This window comes from Rhodococcus sp. WWJCD1 (genome assembly GCF_002258735.1).
Classification (GTDB): domain Bacteria; phylum Actinomycetota; class Actinomycetes; order Mycobacteriales; family Mycobacteriaceae; genus Rhodococcoides.
Genome location: NZ_NOXY01000005.1, coordinates 1 through 17,706, shown reverse-complemented (window position 1 = coordinate 17,706; position 17,706 = coordinate 1). Strand labels below are relative to the sequence as shown.

The 17,706-nt window shown below is 63.7% G+C and carries 21 protein-coding genes; 6 read left to right on the top strand and 15 right to left on the bottom strand.

Annotation, left to right across the window (positions count from 1 at the left end):
- The first annotated feature begins 18 nt into the window (after positions 1–18).
- The gene (locus CH286_RS01775; RefSeq protein ID WP_094608163.1) at positions 19–1,683 is read left to right on the top strand and encodes an FAD-binding dehydrogenase; all 1,665 of its coding nucleotides are present in this window, start codon (positions 19–21) and stop codon (positions 1,681–1,683) included.
- A gap of 2 nt (positions 1,684–1,685) precedes the next feature.
- Positions 1,686–2,606, top strand: a complete 921-nt coding sequence (locus CH286_RS01770) for an MBL fold metallo-hydrolase (protein WP_052077852.1) — start codon at positions 1,686–1,688, stop codon at positions 2,604–2,606.
- An 8-nt stretch (positions 2,607–2,614) separates the two neighbouring features.
- Here CH286_RS01770 and CH286_RS01765 read toward each other — a convergent pair whose 3' ends face one another.
- Both CH286_RS01765 and CH286_RS28360 read right to left on the bottom strand, forming a co-directional pair.
- Positions 2,615–3,379 carry an alpha/beta fold hydrolase gene (locus CH286_RS01765; protein WP_094608162.1) on the bottom strand — a complete coding sequence of 255 codons (765 nt, stop codon included), beginning with the start codon at positions 3,377–3,379 and terminating at the stop codon, positions 2,615–2,617.
- A 78-nt stretch (positions 3,380–3,457) separates the two neighbouring features.
- Positions 3,458–3,838, bottom strand: coding sequence for a LuxR C-terminal-related transcriptional regulator (locus CH286_RS28360; protein WP_306436903.1), 381 nt, complete (start codon positions 3,836–3,838; stop codon positions 3,458–3,460).
- Positions 3,839–4,064: 226 nt separating this feature from the next.
- Between CH286_RS28360 and CH286_RS01755 the strand changes: the two genes are divergently transcribed.
- Positions 4,065–5,309 carry a TetR/AcrR family transcriptional regulator gene (locus CH286_RS01755; RefSeq protein ID WP_141215771.1) on the top strand — a complete coding sequence of 415 codons (1,245 nt, stop codon included), beginning with the start codon at positions 4,065–4,067 and terminating at the stop codon, positions 5,307–5,309.
- Between the two features lie 19 nt (positions 5,310–5,328).
- Here CH286_RS01755 and CH286_RS01750 read toward each other — a convergent pair whose 3' ends face one another.
- From CH286_RS01750 to CH286_RS01720, 7 genes are all read right to left on the bottom strand, one after another.
- Positions 5,329–6,597: a PP2C family protein-serine/threonine phosphatase gene (locus tag CH286_RS01750; RefSeq protein WP_037155577.1), complete on the bottom strand. Its 1,269-nt coding sequence runs from the start codon at positions 6,595–6,597 to the stop codon at positions 5,329–5,331.
- Positions 6,598–6,612: 15 nt separating this feature from the next.
- Positions 6,613–7,065 carry an ATP-binding protein gene (locus CH286_RS01745; RefSeq protein WP_037155579.1) on the bottom strand — a complete coding sequence of 151 codons (453 nt, stop codon included), beginning with the start codon at positions 7,063–7,065 and terminating at the stop codon, positions 6,613–6,615.
- A 28-nt stretch (positions 7,066–7,093) separates the two neighbouring features.
- A complete protein-coding gene (locus CH286_RS01740; RefSeq protein WP_032404116.1) occupies positions 7,094–7,483 on the bottom strand; it encodes an STAS domain-containing protein in 390 nt (129 codons plus the stop codon).
- Positions 7,484–7,514: 31 nt separating this feature from the next.
- Positions 7,515–7,871, bottom strand: a complete 357-nt coding sequence (locus CH286_RS01735; RefSeq protein WP_052058827.1) for an STAS domain-containing protein — start codon at positions 7,869–7,871, stop codon at positions 7,515–7,517.
- 157 nt (positions 7,872–8,028) lie between these two features.
- Entirely contained in the window at positions 8,029–9,621 is a 1,593-nt protein-coding gene (locus tag CH286_RS01730) for a phytoene desaturase family protein (RefSeq protein ID WP_094608160.1), read from the bottom strand.
- Positions 9,618–10,937, bottom strand: coding sequence for an APC family permease (locus tag CH286_RS01725; RefSeq protein ID WP_255182536.1), 1,320 nt, complete (start codon positions 10,935–10,937; stop codon positions 9,618–9,620). Before CH286_RS01725 ends, CH286_RS01730 begins: the two co-directional genes overlap by 4 nt.
- The gene (locus CH286_RS01720) at positions 10,934–11,371 is read right to left on the bottom strand and encodes an SRPBCC family protein (RefSeq protein ID WP_094608159.1); all 438 of its coding nucleotides are present in this window, start codon (positions 11,369–11,371) and stop codon (positions 10,934–10,936) included. The genes CH286_RS01725 and CH286_RS01720 overlap by 4 nt, the downstream gene beginning before the upstream one ends.
- Before the next feature lie 210 nt (positions 11,372–11,581).
- On the opposite strand from CH286_RS01720, the gene thiD reads away from it, so the two are divergent.
- Together thiD and CH286_RS01710 are read left to right on the top strand one after the other, a co-directional pair.
- Positions 11,582–12,373 (top strand): bifunctional hydroxymethylpyrimidine kinase/phosphomethylpyrimidine kinase, encoded by a 792-nt coding sequence (gene thiD / locus CH286_RS01715; protein ID WP_032404113.1) that lies wholly within the window; start codon positions 11,582–11,584, stop codon positions 12,371–12,373.
- A gap of 103 nt (positions 12,374–12,476) precedes the next feature.
- The gene (locus CH286_RS01710) at positions 12,477–12,782 is read left to right on the top strand and encodes a membrane protein (RefSeq protein ID WP_037155585.1); all 306 of its coding nucleotides are present in this window, start codon (positions 12,477–12,479) and stop codon (positions 12,780–12,782) included.
- A 64-nt stretch (positions 12,783–12,846) separates the two neighbouring features.
- Here CH286_RS01710 and CH286_RS01705 read toward each other — a convergent pair whose 3' ends face one another.
- The 6 genes from CH286_RS01705 to CH286_RS01680 all read right to left on the bottom strand — a co-directional run bounded on the left by CH286_RS01705 (position 12,847) and on the right by CH286_RS01680 (position 16,313).
- The gene (locus tag CH286_RS01705; RefSeq protein ID WP_037155588.1) at positions 12,847–13,074 is read right to left on the bottom strand and encodes a hypothetical protein; all 228 of its coding nucleotides are present in this window, start codon (positions 13,072–13,074) and stop codon (positions 12,847–12,849) included.
- A gap of 28 nt (positions 13,075–13,102) precedes the next feature.
- On the bottom strand, positions 13,103–13,360 hold the full coding sequence (locus CH286_RS01700; RefSeq protein WP_032377157.1) for a lipopolysaccharide assembly protein LapA domain-containing protein: 258 nt from the start codon (positions 13,358–13,360) through the stop codon (positions 13,103–13,105).
- Positions 13,361–13,451: 91 nt separating this feature from the next.
- Positions 13,452–13,622 carry a CsbD family protein gene (locus CH286_RS01695; protein ID WP_027495724.1) on the bottom strand — a complete coding sequence of 57 codons (171 nt, stop codon included), beginning with the start codon at positions 13,620–13,622 and terminating at the stop codon, positions 13,452–13,454.
- A gap of 117 nt (positions 13,623–13,739) precedes the next feature.
- Positions 13,740–14,546: a transglutaminase-like domain-containing protein gene (locus CH286_RS01690; RefSeq protein ID WP_052058828.1), complete on the bottom strand. Its 807-nt coding sequence runs from the start codon at positions 14,544–14,546 to the stop codon at positions 13,740–13,742.
- 84 nt (positions 14,547–14,630) lie between these two features.
- Complete coding sequence (locus tag CH286_RS01685) at positions 14,631–15,650, bottom strand: LLM class flavin-dependent oxidoreductase (RefSeq protein WP_032377156.1); 1,020 nt, start codon at positions 15,648–15,650, stop codon at positions 14,631–14,633.
- Between the two features lie 81 nt (positions 15,651–15,731).
- Positions 15,732–16,313, bottom strand: coding sequence for a TetR/AcrR family transcriptional regulator (locus tag CH286_RS01680; protein ID WP_230592549.1), 582 nt, complete (start codon positions 16,311–16,313; stop codon positions 15,732–15,734).
- Positions 16,314–16,408: 95 nt separating this feature from the next.
- Here CH286_RS01680 and CH286_RS01675 point away from each other — a divergent pair, with 95 nt between their 5' ends.
- Positions 16,409–17,551 (top strand): acyl-CoA dehydrogenase family protein, encoded by a 1,143-nt coding sequence (locus CH286_RS01675; RefSeq protein WP_037155591.1) that lies wholly within the window; start codon positions 16,409–16,411, stop codon positions 17,549–17,551.
- The last annotated feature ends 155 nt before the right edge of the window (positions 17,552–17,706 follow it).

Below are 17,706 nucleotides of genomic sequence, written 5' to 3'. Positions count from 1 at the left end.
GAGCAGAAGAGTGGGGCAATGGACGCAGACGTGATCGTGGTGGGCGCGGGCTTGGCCGGACTGGTGGCAACCGCCGAATTGGCCGACGCCGGAAAGCGTGTGCTTCTCCTCGACCAGGAGCCCGAGCAGAATCTGGGTGGACAGGCGTTCTGGTCACTCGGCGGGCTGTTCATGGTCGACACTCCGGAACAGCGACGAATGGGCATCAAGGATTCGGCCGAACTGGCCTGGCAGGACTGGCTCGGCACCGCGACATTCGATCGGGGTATCGACGATCCCGCCGGCGAGGATTACTGGGGTCACCAGTGGGCACGGGCGTACCTCGATTTCGCGGCAGGGGAGAAGCGGTCCTGGCTGCACGCGCAGGGCGTGCGGTGGGTTCCTGTCGTCGGCTGGGCCGAACGCGGCGGGTACCTCGCCGACGGGCACGGCAACTCGGTTCCACGCTTCCACTTGACCTGGGGCACCGGGCCGGGCGTCGTCGCACCGTTCGAGCGTCGTGTCCGCGAGGCTGCGGACAAAGGACTGGTGCGCTTCGGTTTTCGTCATCGCGTCGACGAGTTCGTCGTCAGCGCAGGGGTGGTCGAGGGAGTGCGCGGCGCAATTCTCGAACCCAGCGCAGCGGAACGCGGTGCGGGCAGTACTCGCGTCGAGGTGGGGGAGTTCGAGTTGCGCGCCGGTGCGGTGCTCGTCACTGCGGGCGGCATCGGAGCGAATCACGATCTGGTGCGGGAGAATTGGCCGGCTCGTCTGGGAACGGCTCCGAAATCGCTGATTTCGGGAGTCCCCGAACACGTCGACGGCCGCATGCTCGGTATCACCGAGAAGGTCGGCGGACGTCTGGTCAACAAGGACCGGATGTGGCACTACACCGAAGGCATCAAGAACTGGAACCCGATCTGGAAGAACCACGGAATCAGGATCATTCCAGGACCGTCGTCGATGTGGTTCGATGCGCGTGGTCGGCGATTCTCGGCTCCCAACTTCCCGGGCTTCGACACACTGGGAACATTGAAAGCCATCCAGGACAGCGGTTTCGAGTACTCATGGTTCGTCCTCACCCAGAAGATCATCGAGAAAGAATTTGCACTGTCGGGATCGGAGCAGAACCCGGACATCACCGGCAAGAACCTCAAGCTCGTACTCGGCCGAGTCTTGCCCGGTGCCAGTGCACCGGTCGAGGCGTTCAAGAAGAACGGCGAGGATTTTGTCGTCGCCGACACCCTCGGTGAACTCGTGCAGGGAATGAACAGGGTCTCCGGCGAGGACCTGATCGACCTGGTGGACTTGCGCCGGCAGATCGAGGCTCGCGACCGGGAAGTCGACAACCCGTTCACCAAGGACCTGCAGGTCTCCGCGATTCACAATTCCCGTCGTTCGCGCGGGGAGCGCATCGCGCGTACTGCGTCTCTGCACAAAATTCTCGATCCCAAATCGGGACCGTTGATTGCGGTGCGGTTGAACATCATCACTCGAAAGACGTTGGGCGGAATCCAAACCGACCTTCAGGGGCGCGTTCTCGACAGCGAGGGGAGAGCGATCGAGGGGCTGTGGGCGGCAGGCGAGATTGCCGGATTCGGCGGTGGTGGGGTGCACGGATATCGTTCGCTGGAGGGAACGTTCCTGGGCGGGTGCATCTTCGGGGGCCGGCAAGCCGGGCGTGCGCTCGCAGCGCAGGCGTGACGGTGTTCCGACGCGTCGGTCGGCCCCCGTTGCCGGGCCCGTCGGAGATCGCCACCACCGCGTCGGCGACTCCTTCCTCGCCGGTGACGGTGTCTTTCCTCGGTGTCAGCACGGTGTTGTTCGACGACGGCGAATCCGCGATTCTCACCGATGGGTTCTTCTCGCGCCCGTCACTGGCGAGAACCCTTGCGCTGCCGCTTCGTTCCGACATGCAGCGCATCGACGCCGCCCTGCGCAGAGCGGGAATCATCTCGCTCGACGCTGTTCTGTGTGCCCACTCGCACTACGATCACGCCCTCGATTCAGCGGCGGTGGCTCGGATAACCGGGGCGGTTCTGGTCGGTGGTTCCTCGACCGGTTTCATCGGGCAGGGTTCGGACCTACCCGACGACCGCATCGTCGCGGTCGAGAACGGTGAAACGACCGAGCATGGGAATTTCGCCGTCACATTCTTCGAATCCGTTCACTCGCATCCGGATCGAGCGCACGGGGTGATCGAGCGACCTCTGAGCCAGCCCGCTCGGGTGAGCGAGTATCGGTGCGGTGAGGCGTGGTCGATGCTGATCGAACACATTCCCAGCGGCCGGACCGCACTCGTCCACAGCAGCGCCGGTTTCCGGGTGGGCATGCTCCACGGAAGCCGCGCAGACGTGGTCTATCTGTCGATGGGCCAACTCGGCCGGCAATCGCGAGCGTTCATCGAGCAGTATTGGCGCGAGACGGTCTCGGTCGTCGGTGCCCGGCGCGTCGTTCTGACGCACTGGGACAACTTCTTTCGGCCTTTGCACAAGCCCCTACATGCACTCCCGTACGCCTTCGACGATATGACTGTCTCGATCGACGTGCTGGCCGACTGCGCACTGAGAGACGGAGTCGTTCTCGAGCTACCGACGCTGTGGCGACGTGTGGACCCGTGGGCCTGACGGACGCGTCAGCCCGCCTGGTTCTCGATCGAATCGACGATCGTTCGTGCGCACAGAACCGGGTCGTCGATCATCGGAACGTGGCCGACGCCCGGCACGGTGACGAACCGGGCCCGAGGGAGGCGCTGCCGGGCAATGGGGACGAACTCTGCAGGCGGAAAGATGCGATCGTGAGCGGCCCATGCGACGGTGACCGGGCACGGCAGGTCGAGGAGTGGATCCATGCTCTCGCGGGTGTTCAGTAGTTCGTACGCTGCCTCACACCCGACAAGATCCTGAAACGACCGAACGGCTTGCTGCGGCGTCATTGTGTCCCCGTGGACTGCGATGTCGCGCATGGCAATTCGGCGAGCGAGACCGAACCTCATCAGCGACGGGGCGAGACGACGAGTCGCGTCGGCCAGTCTCTTGGTACGGATCAAGGTGGTTCTGCTGGCACCTGGCTTCTCATCCTTCTCCCACAGTCCTGCTGGTGAGAAGGCGCAGACCGAGCGTGCGCGTCCCCGTCTCGCCAGTTCGACGGCCATCCATCCGCCCATCGAATTTCCGGCGATGTGTACTGCATCCAGGCCGCGCTCGTCGAGTTCGCGTTCTGCGGCATCGGTGACGGCGGTTATTGTCGCCACGCCTTCGAGCGCCGGGCCTCCACGATGACCGGCCGCGGTGGGAGCAATGACATCGAACCGTTCGGCCAGCAACGGCACGACGTCGTTCCACGCTGCTCCCGACATGGTGACACCGTGCAGCAACATCAACACAGGCTTGTCGTTCATCGATCGAAGTGTGCCACGTGCGTCGTCACCTGGGCGGGCAGGGCATCGTTGCACTGTCCGCCTCGTGCCGACCTTCGCTCACAGATCGTCCAGGGCGACCAGGCCGTCCTGCAGTGCTCTCGCCACCAGCGACGCTTTGGTCGGCGCGGCTCGACCGACACTCGCATACTTCGCGCGAATACGGGACAGATGGGTATTCACCGTGCCCAGCGCAATATGCAGCACAGCGCACACTTCTTGCTTGGAGTCGCAGCGCAACCAGGCTCCGAGAACCGCAATTTCGCGCGTGGTCAATCCGGGATCGACGAACTCGGCCGGTACCTGCGGCACCCGAGGCCTATCGGTGCCGGGGGTTGCCGTGGTTCGGGAGCGCACCGCCGACGCGCTTCGCCGAGGCGCAAATCGCTGTGACGGGTGAAGCGACCCACCGGACGCAATCTCGAGCGTCGTGGTCGTCACACCTGTGTTCGTGTCCCGCATGGCATTCGATCCCCGTTGTCCGTCTTGGGTGTTTCGATAATCCGACCACGCCGCGAAATATGAAACAACACCATCATGTTCGAGGATCACTGCGTAATTCGACATCCGAATCCAACGCACTTTATACACTTATAAAAATTCAGCTCGTGGTGTGTATTGATATAGTCGACGATCCATCAGATCGAACATCCGTAGGCGGTTGTCGTTGAGCTCGAAATCCACACCACGCGAACAATTGCTCCGGGCCGGTTCCCGCCTGCTGACCGATCTCGATATGACGGTGTTGGCGCGCTCGCTGTCCATTGCAGCGGTCGTGGAAGAAGCAGGACTGTCGCATCAGACTTTTCACAATGCCTATCCAGGTTCCTCCCGCACCGGCGAGCGCGGCGGCAAGGAAGCGTTCATGGAGGATCTGCTCGCACACGTGACGTTGGAGTACTCACCGCCCGATGACGTCGCCGAGCAGCCGTCCTCGGATCTCGCGGCCTATTTCGAGCAGCTGACCTCGGGGCTGCTGCGTCAAAGGATGATCGGTGCCATGATCGCCTCCGATCACGCCGGAGCGCGGTCCTCGTTGGCACCGGAATTCGATGCCATGGATCACGCCGTCGAGAGCGCAGTGCGGCACAAACTCCGCGCTGTGGGCGGCTCGGTGAGAACGCCGCTGACGGTGGCCGACCTCTCCACAGTGTTCGTAGCTCTGCTCGACGGGCTTGCCTTCCGCGAAAGTCTCAGCCCGGGAACGATCTCCGCGGAACGCGTGGCCACGGCCATCGATTCGTTGCTCGATTGGGCGGTGGACCCGGTCCACTCGGATCGACGGCAGCGTACCGACGAGCAGGTCGATGCGCTGCCATCGCTCGAATCCCTCGATCCGGCAAGGGGCGACATCGAATCCGATGTCATCGTGGCCACCGAGACGCTGTTCTCGGAGCACGGATACTTCTCGGTCACCCTCGCGGACATCGCGTCGGCGTCCTCGCTCACCGTCACCGATCTCAAGCGATTGTTTCCGAGCAAAGTCGACATCATCGTCGCCGCACTCACCCCCGAGTTCGAGCGTGTACTCCGGCTGGGTCGCGCGGATGCTCGGCTCGACGTGGAACCGGTTGTCGCTCTAGTGCGTTCGGTGAATCGTCTGGCGGAGTTCGTGTCGCGCAACCGGGCCATGAGCTCGGGAATGTTGCTTGCGCTGAGCTTCGAGCAATTTCACGAGCCCGGTACCGTCACCACCATCAGGGAACACCTTCCCGTGCCGTCGGCACTGACCCCGATTCTCGAGAGCGGTCAGCTCCGAGGCGACTTCGCTACCGAGGTGTCCGCAGTCGAACTGGCCACCGTGCTCGCCAACAATGTGGTGATCAGATCGCTGACGCGATCGGGAGAATCCCCGGAAGAAGTCGCCGACAATGTGCTGAAAGTGTTCCTGTCCGGAATATTGTCTCGTTGATCGACGCACTCCACGACAACTATGCCTCGACAGAGTCTGTGTCGGGAAGTGGGACGTCGAAGGCGAGCAGAGCCACGTCGTCCTGAAGTCCGTCTCCGAACGACGCCAGCAGGGTGGTGAGGTCGTCGACGATCTTCGGAGCAGTGGTGGGCCCCATCTCGGCGACGAAGGTCTCGAGGTTGCCGTTGTCGTCGAAGCGAGTTCGGCCGGGCCCCACGATGGCTTCGGTCAGCCCATCGGTGTAGAACGCCATGACGTCACCGGCCCGCAGCGTCACCGATGCCGATTCGAAGTGGGGCTCGGACAGGGCACCGACGAGCTGCCCACCGGTGGTGTCGACGAAATCGACTGCAGCGTCGTGGGTTACGCGTATCGCAGGTGGATGCCCGCCGCTTGCTAGGTGCACCACCGCGCCGTTCGGTTGCGGAGTGATGGTGCCGAACACCACCGTGCAGAACCTCGGGTCGTCGCCGTGAAACTCGTGATGCAGAACGGTGTTGAGGTTCTCCAACACCGAGATCGGGTTGCGGTCGAACACTGCCGCGGCCCGCAAGGTGTACCGGGTCAGTGACGTGACGGCGGCGGCACCGGCACCCTTACCGCTCACGTCACCGAGAAAGAAGCCCCACGTGTCTTTGTCGAGTGGAAACACATCGTAGAAATCACCACCGACTTCATCGAGGGACGCGGGGTGATAGTGGGCTGCGACGTTCATGCCGGTCGGCGCGGAGAGGATCGGTGGTAGCAGAGTCCGCTGAAGCGTCGACGCCAAGATCTGAACCTGAGTCCGTTCGGCCTCGGCCAACTTTCGGGCTTGCTCCGATGCTCCCAGCGCATCCTGGGATCGATCGAGGGCTGCTTCGGCATCGTCCTGAGCCGCCTCGGCATGAATACGGGCGTCGACGAGATCCTGCTCGCGCACTCGGCGTTCCGTCTCGTTGTGCAGCGTCATCGTGACGGTCATCGCGCCCGACTCCGAACGAAGTCTGTTCGCCAGCACGGACACCGCAGTGGACGACGCTCGCCCCGGCGCGCCGGTCAGCTGGGCTGCAGTCCCGATCGGCACGTCCGAATCGGATGTGGATGCAGCGTCGAGCAGGCCGGCCAGCACCGGCGCGAATTCGGTACCGAAGAGGTCTGCCACGGGGGTTCCCTCCAGCGAGTCACGGCTGCGGGCGGTGATTCGAGAGGCGGCCACGTTCGCGTACAGAATTCTGCCGCTGGCGACGTCGACCGAGAACACTCCGCAGGGCGCAGAGGCGAGTAGTTCGGCAGCCGAAGCGGTCATGGGTACTCCTCCTGATCAGGTCGCGCGGTGGGATGACCCGCTGGGGCGGGCCGCGGCGAGCGGCTTGCTCCACGCGACGGTCACGACCGTGCCGAGACCGGGTCGATGATCGACCGACAGCTCGTCCGATACTGCGGCGGCCAACTGCAGGCCGTGGCTACGAGTGGTCGTCGGTGTCGGTGGGTGCCACGTTCCGGTGTCGGAGACGGTCACGGTGAGCGTCTCGTGGTCGTACGCCGCGGTGATCGTCATCGTTCCGATTTCGGGGGACGCGCGATAGGCATGTTCGACGACGTTGGCGAGCGCCTCGTAGACCCCGAGCACGATGTCGTCCACCAGAGCGCTGTTCACTCCGAGTTCGAGCACCCAGCCGCGCAGCCGCCGCCGAAGCGTGGTTGCCGTGGTCGGCTCGGCCTGGGCTGTGTGACTCCAACGCAGAGGGGCTGACCCCGAATTGCTCTCGGTCACGATCTACGCTCCGACCGGGGATGTGGTGTCATCGGTCGGCCTCGCCGCTGCGAGTCGACGACTGCACGTGCGCAACGGCGTCAGGAACGGTGGTGAACGTGGCCATCACGCGATCGATTCCGCTGAGCTGCACGGGCCGAACGACGACGCCGTTCACCGCAACCAACGCCATGCGCGAGGCGTCCGGCAGTCGATCGCACACGCGCACCAACACTGTGATCGCGCTCGACGACAGGAAGCTCACATCGGTCAAGTCCACGACCAGGCCCCCCTTGGCGGTGTCGGCCGCAGGAAACGCCGTGGCAGACAGTGTGGGGATGGTGTCGAGGTCCAATTCCCCTCGAACAGTGAGTACGGTTGTCGAGTCGTGCGCAGCCGACACGATCTCGAACGGCCCTCCGGTCGGCTCCTCTGACATGTCTGCGACGTTACCTGTTACCGAGTGCGATTCACGACCGGAAACTGTCGATCAACAACCCGCCGGCACCGAGCACGTCCAGAACCATACGAACCGATCGTGCAGGTGCGAATACGGCGATCTTGCCCGGATGCGCGTACGTCGCATCGATGATCGCATTGGCCACACCCGAATACATGAACGACACCTGCGACAGATCGACCACCACCCGATCCGACGTGGACGCGAGGCAGTCGAGGCTGTGGACGAATTCGGCACGAGTGGACATGTCCAGCTCGCCGAATGCGCGCAGTGTGTCGAGGCCGTCGGAAGTGCGAACTGTCTCGAGTCGGAAGACGCCTTCGTCGTCGCGGAGGGAGCGTTCCATGGTTGCAGTGCTCGTCAGCATGTCCTTACCTCTTCCCCGAAGCGCTCGCTCCGATCGGTGTGCCCGTGCGGTGCGAGACGCTGAGTTGTTGTGCTTTCAACAATGTCAGTGCGTAGTTGCGGAAGGCTCTGCCGCAGATCACGAATCGGTAACGACAAGTATCGGTTCGGTAACGCCGTCACCTGGTCAGCAGCTCTATGAGCGAACTGGTGACCTTCTTCTTCATCCAACCTCGCACGCCGCGCTGCCCGAGCGCTGCCCGAGCAGCGTTCAGGCCTGCTGCTCCGTGTACCCCGCCACCGGGGTGCGCCGATGCAGAACCGAGGAACAGACCCTCGACGGGAGTTTCCGACCGTCCCAGCCCCGGAGTCGGTCGAAATATCAATTGCTGCTGAAGCTGTGCGGTCCCACCGTTCACTGCGCCGCCGTACAGGTTGGGATCGGCACCGTGCAGATCGCTCGGTCGCTGCACGACCCGGCCGACGATCGAATCCAGAAATCCCGGTGCATGAGCATCGAGAACTCTGTCCACACGGTCGGCAACGGTGTCGGCCGCGGCATCGTCGACGACGCCTCTCGGTAGATGGGTGTAGGCCCATGCGCTTTCGGTACCTTCCGGCGACCTGCTTCGATCGGCAGTGGTCATCTGGCCGAACAGCATGAACGGGCTCTGTGGGAGAACTCCGGTGGTGAGATCGGCGGCCCAGTGGACGAGGCCGTTGTCGTCGGCACCGAGGTGAACTGTGCCTGCATCCGCCAAAGACGGTGAGTTCCAGGGTATTCGATGATCGAGGGCGTAGTTGACCTTCACCACCGGGGTGTCCCACTCGAAGGTGCGCAGGTCGTCGTGCACTCGACGCGGAACTGCGTCGAACGGAAGCAGTGAGCCGTACAGTGCCGGTGCCGATACATCGGCGACGATTGCCCTGCGCGCACGGAACGTGTCTCCGGCCGCCGTGTGCACCGCACGCGCGCGACCGCCGCGAACGTCGATCGATTCGACCAGCTGTCCGCATTCGAGCGCGGCACCCGATGCGGCCCCTCGGCGAATCAGAGCGTCGGTCAGCGCCGATGATCCACCGACCGGGGCGGGGTAGCCGACGTCCTGGGCGAGCATCGTGAGCAGGTAGCCCATCATTCCGCTGACGGGGGCATCGGTCGGCACGTCGCCGTGCATGGCATTGCCGAGCAGCAAGCAACGCGCGGCTTCGCTGTGGAACAACTCGTGAGCCATCACCCGGGCCGGAAGGGCCGCGAATCGGACGAAACGCAGTGTCTCGGGCACCCCGAGGGTGCGGACCAGCCGTGCTGCGGGTGCCACGGGCGGAAAGGGTCCGAACAGTGAATCGAGGAGCGGCTTGCGAATGCGCTCCCACTGCTCGAAGAGCCGCAGCCAGGTGTCGCCGTCTCGCGCGTCGTGTTCGGACAGTAGCGCCGCCGTGGTCTCGACGTCGTGATGGACGACCGGAGCGTCGGTGTCCTGTGCCGACCGTGCATGGCCGTACACCGCAGGGGAGTGCGACCACTGCAACCCGTGTCGTCCGAGCTCGAGTGCGGTCATGGCAGGCGATGCGAGCGCCATCGGGTAGAAGGCGCTGAAGAGGTCGCTGGTGAAACCCGGAACGAGCTCGGCACTGCGCACGGCACCGCCTGGGTGCTCGGCGGCTTCGAGGACCACCACGTCCCAGCCTGCGTCGGCCATCGCTGCGGCCGCTACCAACCCGTTGTGACCGCTGCCGATGACAATCGCGTCGACCTCGGTGGTGGTCATCGGGAAGCGCTCCTCTGCTCGGTCGTGGTCTTCCTGGTCAGGACTGTACCGACGACGTACAGTGCGACCCCCACCGCGAGGAGCAGTCCGGCGCGCAGCCACGTTGCCGCCGACTGTTGGGTCAGCAGTACAGCGCAGGTGATCAGCGCGAGAACGGGAAGTGCTGTGGGCGTTCGGAAATGGTCGGTGTCTGCGCGATCGCGGCGTAGCACGAGCACTGCGACGTTGGTGCTGACGAAGACGAACAGCAGTAGCAGCACCACGGTTTCGGCCAGTGCCGCAACAGATCCGGTTGTGCAGAGAACCATTGCGACGACGGTGGTGGCCACGATGGCAGTCCACGGTGTCTTGCGTCCGGGGAGAACCTTGGCCAGCGCTCCGGGGAGCAGACCGTCGCGCGCCATCCCGAACGTCAGTCGCGACGCCATGATCATCGTCAGCAACGCGCCGTTGGCGACCGCGACGAGCGCGACGAGGCTGAACACCCACGGCGGGATGCCGGCGTCTGCGGCGGCGACGACCTCGAGCAGTGGGCCTGTCGATTCCGACAGCTTGTCGGCAGGCACGACGGTCGAGACTGCGAGCCCGACCAGCACGTACACCACACCGGCCGCCGTGACGGCGCCCAGTAGGGCTCGTGGGTAGACCCGGCGCACGTCCTCGACTTCCTCGGCGATGTTCGCCGAGGTCTCGAAGCCCACGAACGAGTAGAACGCGAGCAGGGCCGCCCCGAGCACGGCCAGCGTCGGGGTTGTCTCGTCGGTGAATTCGAGGACGCGCGACGGCACGCCGTCTCCGCGGCTCAGTACGAGTCCGGCAAGGGCGATGACGACCACCAGTCCGGACACCTCGACCACTGTCATGACGAGGTTGGCCCGGAGAGATTCGGTGATTCCACGCGCGTTGAGCAACCCGACCAGCAGCAAGAAGACCACTGCAGCGGGGACGGCCGGCACGTCGAGGAACACGCCCAGGTAATCGCCCGAGAAGGCAAGCGCAAGCCCGGCGGCACTGGTGACGCCTGCGGCGAGCATCGAAAACCCGACCAGGAACGACACGAGAGGTTTTCCGTACGCCTGTTGCGCGAACACGGCTGCGCCGCCTGCTCGTGGGTACTTGGTGACCAACTCCGCATACGAGGCAGCGGTGAGCAGCGCCATCAGCAGGGCGACGAGCATGGGAAGCCAAATGGCTCCGCCGACCTCACCCGCGATCTCGCCGACGAGAGCGTAGATTCCGGCACCGAGCACGTCGCCGAGAATGAATACGAACAACATTCTCCCCGAGACTGCTTGTCGCAGTGGAGTGTTGGTCACGGCGCGGTGGACCGCTCGGCCAGGAGTGCAAGTCTGCGCAAAGCCTCGGCGTTGCGTGGATGCGCGAGAATATGTTGTATACGGTCCGGCACCAGGTCGAACGGTGCTGTGATCGCATGTTCGATGATCTCGATGCGGCATCCGGTGGGGATCGGGTGCAACCGCACTGTGATCGACGCCTTTCCGAACGGCAGTGCACGCGCCTCCAGCTGGAGTTCACGACCGGCGTGCATTCCCACCGACCGGGTCACGTCACTGAGTACCGCGGGCCAGGTGCCGACCGAATGATGGATCGAGCTTCCGGCAGCGGGCCAGTTGCCGTCGACGGCGCGAATTCGGGAAGCACCGACAACCCATGTCGCGTAGCTCCATCCGTTCGCGAGAACGTCCCACACCTCGTCGCAACTGGCTGTCGTGTTCCTGCTGGTGGGCACTGTTCGGCCTCCGGGACTCTGGTCGTTGGGCGTGATTGCACGATCAGCGATCGTGCTCCGCTACTCCTGGGCTCGAAGTCGATGTGCTGCGCGGTGTCGTCGGTCGCTCGGTGAGCCGAACCGAATTCGACGTATGCCCCGAAACAGCCGGACCCAATCGGATGTCGACCACCTGATTCACGGGCGATCCAGGATTGTCATACTGAGTGCATGTCGACAATCGCGTATGTCATTGCAGGTTCGGAAGCTACCGGCGGTGCCGGTCTGCAGGCAGACCTCAAGACATTCGAGCGGCTCGGGGTGTACGGCGTCGGAACGATCACCTGCATCGTGTCGTTCGATCCGAAGTCCGGCTGGGGTCATCGATTCGTTCCCATCGACAGGTCGGTCATCGCCGATCAGATCGAAGTCGCCACTGCCGCACACGATCTCGATGTCGTCAAGATCGGTATGCTCGGTACCCCGGACACCGTCGACACGGTGGCCGACTCGTTGCGTCGGCAGTCGTGGCGGCACGTTGTGGTCGATCCGGTGTTGATCTGCAAAGGCCAGGAGCCCGGTGCCGCGCTCGACACCGACAATGCGCTCCGGCGCGAGATTCTTCCGCTGGCCACCGTGATCACCCCGAACCTGTTCGAGGCGCAGACGCTGTCCGGGATGGACGAGATCACCACCGTAGACGAGCTCGGCGAGGCCGCGAAGAGAATCGCCGACCTCGGACCTCGCTACGTGGTGGTCAAGGGTGGTGCCGGGCTGCCCGGCGGCGAGGCCGTCGATGTCGTCTACGACGGGTCCGACCTCACCGTGCTCCGTGCTTCCAAAGTGGGCGAAGAACGTGTGTCGGGTGCGGGCTGCGTATTCGCCGCAGCCATCACCGCGGAGTTGGCCAAGGGCGCGGACGTGCTGGACGCCGTGGCGACGGCCAAGAACTTCGCGCACGCCGGCATCGTCGGCCGGCTCGCGAGCCGTGCTCCGTTCGCTGCTGTGAGTTGGCACGACTGACCGTCCGATCCGACGTCAGGTTTACCGCCGAGGTCCAGCGGGCAGCCGACGTGGACGGTTCGTCTCGAATGGGACGAACGGTCCGTATCCGGAGAGGATCCACATGGCAGACGAGAACACGAGCGAATCCGACGCCGGGGCAACCGACGACGATCGGACGACCCGCGGCCACGCGGGTGAGGCAATCGTCGACACCCGCAACTGGCCGGGCTACATCTGCATCGGAGTCGCGTTGGTGAGCCTCGGCCTCACTCTCACCGCGGCAGGGTACGGATTCACCGGGTGGGTGTGGATCGGGGCAATTGCCGCGCCGGTTCTGCTCGTGGCCGGGATTGCCCTGGTTCTCCTGGAGCGCAAGCGCGTCAAGGCTCAGGAAGGCAAGTCGCTGACCGACCCGGCTGGACATTGATCGACTCGACCTCGACCGGCGCCTTCACGGCCGGTACAACCGGTCGACGTACTCGTCGGCGGGCCTAGCGCAGGGCGTGCTGAGACTTGCGTTCCTTCTTGCCCTGCGACTTGTCGGCCCGTTTCTGCGCAAATCTGCCGGCCGACTTCAGTCCCTTCGACACGAAGTTGTCTTTCCCCGTCCGCTTTTCGAGGCTTTGCCCGGCGAAGGCCAACGTGCGAGCGAGGATGGGAAGCCCGATCGCGACGATGAGGTAGCGGTACAGGTACTTGCGTGCCAGCAAGGGAAGCATCGGAAGGATCCTTTCGTGTGGGAGTCGGTCAGCGGACTGCGCGTCGAACCTTCAGTGCGGCGGTAGCGGTCAGCGTGATGACGGCACCGACCACGGCTGCGCCGAGCAGCGAGACTCCTTGGCCGAGATCGAAGTTCCAGCCCAGGAAGTTGATCGTGGTGTGCACGGTGTTCTGCAGTACGAAGATCACCAGTGCGGCGACCAGTACGAGCGTGATCAGCAGGGCGAGCTTCGAGGCGAATCCGCCGCGGCGCTTGGTGGTCGTGGTGTCGGTCGATGTGGTCATGAGGGGTTTTCCGTTCTCCGGTGTGAAAAGTGGGATGAAGTGCAAGTGCCGCCGATCATCGAGATCGGCGGCACTCGATGAGCTGGGGTGGTTACTTGAAGGTGTCCTTGATGTTCTCGCCGACCTTCTTCACGCCTGCCGAACCCTGATCCTTCTTGCCCTCGGCCTCGAGGTCCTTGTTGTTCGTGGCGTCGCCCACAACTTCCTTCGCCTTGCCGATGGCGTCTTCTGCTGCGTTCTTGGCCTTGTCGATGAAGCTCATGGTGTTCGCCTTTCAGGTGGCTGTGAATGTTGGTAACGGATAGATAGTCGGTTTTCGCGCGCGAAAACAAACGCCACTGTGATGTAGCTCATATCGCGGTGGCGTTCGGTCGAAAGATCAGGTGAGGGAGACCAGCTCGGTGATGTCGTCCTGGGGGAGCTCACCGTCGACCACGGCGGTGACCACGGAACTGTTCAACGTGATGGCACCCTTGTGGTTGTCCAGGAATGCGGTGTCGGCAGCATCGCGACCGACGGAGATTCGTACCAACGTGGAGCGGGGGGCGAGGCAGGTGGCATCGACAACACGCCATTGGCCGCCCACGAACGCCTCGGCGACAGCATGGAAGTCCATCGGATCGCAGCCGGGCGCGTACACCGCCACCAGGCGGGCCGGAACGTTGACCGCACGCAGCATGGCGACCACGAGGTGCGAGTAGTCCCGGCAGACGCCCTGTCCGGCGAGCAACGTGTCGACAGCACCGTCGATCGGATCACTGCTTCCCGGAACGTAACTCAGCCGAGCGCCGACCCACGCGGAAATCTTCGCCAGCAGTTCCTCGGAGTCCGCGTAGTCGCCGAATTCGGTGGCGGCGAAACCGTAGAACTTGTCGGCCTCGGCGTACCGACTCGGTCGCAGATAGAGCGACATGTCGTAGTCGGTGACCGGTGCCGGGGTGGTGTTACCCAGAATCGTGGCGTCGTACGAGACCTGAAGGTTGCCGACATCGGCGGGCATGACGTGAATCCGGTTGCCGTGCGGCCCGCTCACTTCCTTTGCCTCGATGGGTTTGCCGTCGAGGACGAAGGACAGTGATTCGGTGACCGTCGTGCCCGGGTGCGGAGCAATCGCGATCTGGAATTCGAGTGTGGTGGCTGCGGTGATGTCTACATCGAGGCGCGCGGATACGTCGCGTTTGAGCACTGGAACTCCTGGCAGGTGGTGGTGGGTGAACCTGCTGCCAGTACCCGTATCCACCGAAACCAATCGCGCCTCGTCATGGAGTGATCAGCGCCACCCCAGTGCGGGGGCCACGTCGCGGAGCAGTGTCTCCACCACGTGAGCGCAGTAATCGACGCCCAACTGATTCGGAACGGTGAGCAGGAGGGTGTCCGCGGCGGCGATCGCCTCGTCTGCGGCGAGTTCTTCGATCAGTCGGTCGGGCTCACCTGCGTAGGTCTTGCCGAACCGGGCCTTGCCGCCGTCGAGGTAGCCGACTTGGTCGTCGCCGCTTCCCTCCCGTCCGAAGTAGGCGCGATCCAGGTCGCTCACGATCGGAAAGATGCTGCGACTCACGGACGTTCGAGGAGCGAAGTCGTGGCCTGCGTCGCTCCACGTCTTGTGAAAACGTTCGATCTGCTCGGCTTGCAACTGATGGAAGGGCACTCCGGTGTCTTCGCTCAGCAGGGTCGAGCTCATCAAGTTCATGCCCTGGCGTGCTGTCCACTCGGCCGTCTCGCGGGTGCCTGCACCCCACCAGATGCGTTGGCGCAGACCCGGTGCGTGAGGTTCCAGGCGCAGCAGGCCGGGCGGGTTGGGGAACATCGGCCGCGGGTTCGGTTGAGCGAAGCCCTTGCCTTCCAGGAGATCGAGGTAGATGCGGGTGTGCTCGCGAGCCATGTCTGCATGATCGGAGCCCTCCGCGGGGGAGTATCCGAAGTACCGGTAACCCTCGATGACCTGTTCGGGCGATCCTCGGCTCACCCCGAGTTGCAACCGCCCGCCCGAGATGAGGTCGGCAGAGCCGGAATCCTCGGCCATGTAGAAAGGATTCTCGTAGCGCATGTCGATGACGCCGGTACCGATTTCGATGGTGCTCGTTCTGGCCCCCACGGCGGCGAGCAGCGGAAACGGAGAGGCAAGCTGGTTGGCGAAGTGGTGCACGCGGTAGTACGCGCCGTCGGCCCCGAGTTCTTCGGCCGCCACCGCGAGGTCGATCGACTGCAGCAGTACATCCGACGCCGATCGCGTCTGTGACTGCGGGGACGGGGACCAATGACCGAAGGACAGGAATCCGATCTTCTTCATCACGTGCTCTTTCGTTGAAGGATCAACCATATTCACTGTACTTCAGCACGTGTCGGGGTGGTTTCATTCCCGACTCCGCTGCTACGCGCCGATTCCAGCGGTAAGCAATTTTGCCAGTTCGAGATACGCATCTCCGTCACTCAGGCCGGTCAATCGGAACACTTCTCGCGTCTGAATTCGGACCATGACCGAGGACGCGACGTCGCCGACGAAGGCCGCGTGCACGTCACGTACCTCGCCACTGGCAACTCCTTCGCTGATCAACTCCTGGACGCGTCGTGCGGCGATTGCGGTGTTGCGCTCGTACACCGAACGCGCCGACTCGAGCGATGCCAGATCGGTCATGAACTGTTCGGATGCCGATTCCAGAGCAGCACCGACGGCGGTGAGGTAGGTGGTGATGCGATTGCGGGTGCCGTCCACCTCGGCGACCGCATTTTCGACCTGGGTGGTCATGGACTTGAAGTAGTGCACTGTAGCTGCGCCGACCAGCTGATCCTTGCTGGACGCCAGGGTGTAGAGGGTGGACTTGGAGCAGCGAAGCCGTGCCGCGATGGTGTCGAGTGTCAGGTGTGCGAATCCCTCGGCCAAGAACAGACTCACGAGTTGGTCGAAGAGCTCGGAACGGCGCGCCGTGGCGTGCGAGGTCACGGGTGCGTTCACATCAAGGATGGTACTGCATCGACTTGTGCAGTACTGTGCATCAGTACTGCGGATCACCCTGCAGTACTGATGCTGAAAAGTCCCGGAGGTTGTCCGTGCCCGTCGATCGCCTGTTGCCCACCGCTGAAGCACGTGACCTCATAGCGCTCACCCGAGATGTGGCGGACAAGGTACTCGACCCGATCGTCGACGAACACGAACGCCATGAGACCTACCCGGACGGGGTGTTCGCGACACTGGGCGAGGCGGGTCTGCTGAGCCTGCCGTACGCCGAAGAGTGGGGCGGTGGCGGCCAGCCGTACGAGGTCTACCTGCAGGTTCTCGAAGAGTTGGCATCACGTTGGGCCGCAGTTGCAGTGGCGGTGAGCGTGCACGGTCTGGCCTGCTATCCCATGATGGCGTTCGGTACCGATCAGCAGAAGGAAGACAAGCTCCCCGGCATGCTCGGCGGCGGACAGATCGGTGCGTACTCGCTGTCCGAGGCCCAGGCCGGTTCCGACGCAGCGGCGCTGAGTTGCAAGGCCGCCGCGACCGACGGTGGCTACACGGTGAACGGATCGAAGGCCTGGATCACGCACGGCGGTGTGGCTGATTTCTACAACCTCTTCGCCCGCACCGGAGAAGGCTCGAAGGGGATCTCGTGCTTCCTCGTTCCGAACGGAACCGAGGGGTTGAGCTTCGGTAAGCCCGAGGAGAAGATGGGGTTGCATGCGATCCCGACGACCTCCGCGCACTACGACAACGTGCACGTACCCACCGAATGGCGAATCGGAGCGGAGGGCCAAGGGCTGCAGATCGCCTTCAGTGCGCTGGACGCCGGAAGGCTCGGAATTGCTGCTGTCGCAGTAGGAATCGCCCAGGCAGCACTCGACGATGCCGTGAAGTACGCCCAGGAGCGCACTGCGTTCGGCAAGAAGATCATCGACCATCAGGGGCTGGGCTTCGTACTGGCGGACATGGCGGCTGCGGTCGATTCCGCCCGCGCTACCTATCTCGATGCGGCCCGCCGCCGGGACGCAGGACTTCCGTACTCCCGCAATGCTTCCGTCGCAAAACTGATCGCCACGGACGCAGCCATGAAGGTGACCACCGATGCAGTTCAGGTGTTCGGCGGTTACGGCTACACCAGGGATTTCCGCGTCGAGCGATACATGCGCGACGCCAAGATCACCCAGATCTTCGAGGGCACCAACCAGATTCAACGTCTGGTCATCGCGCGATCGCTCGCAAGCAACTGACGATCCGTACCCGGCTTTTCACACAACGTAGGGGACATCTGCATGACGACAACCGAACCCGATATCCATACCACTGCGGGTAAATTGGCCGATCTTCGTAAACGTCTCGCGGGTGCGGAGCATCCCTCGGGTGAGGCGGCGGTGGAGCGGGTCCA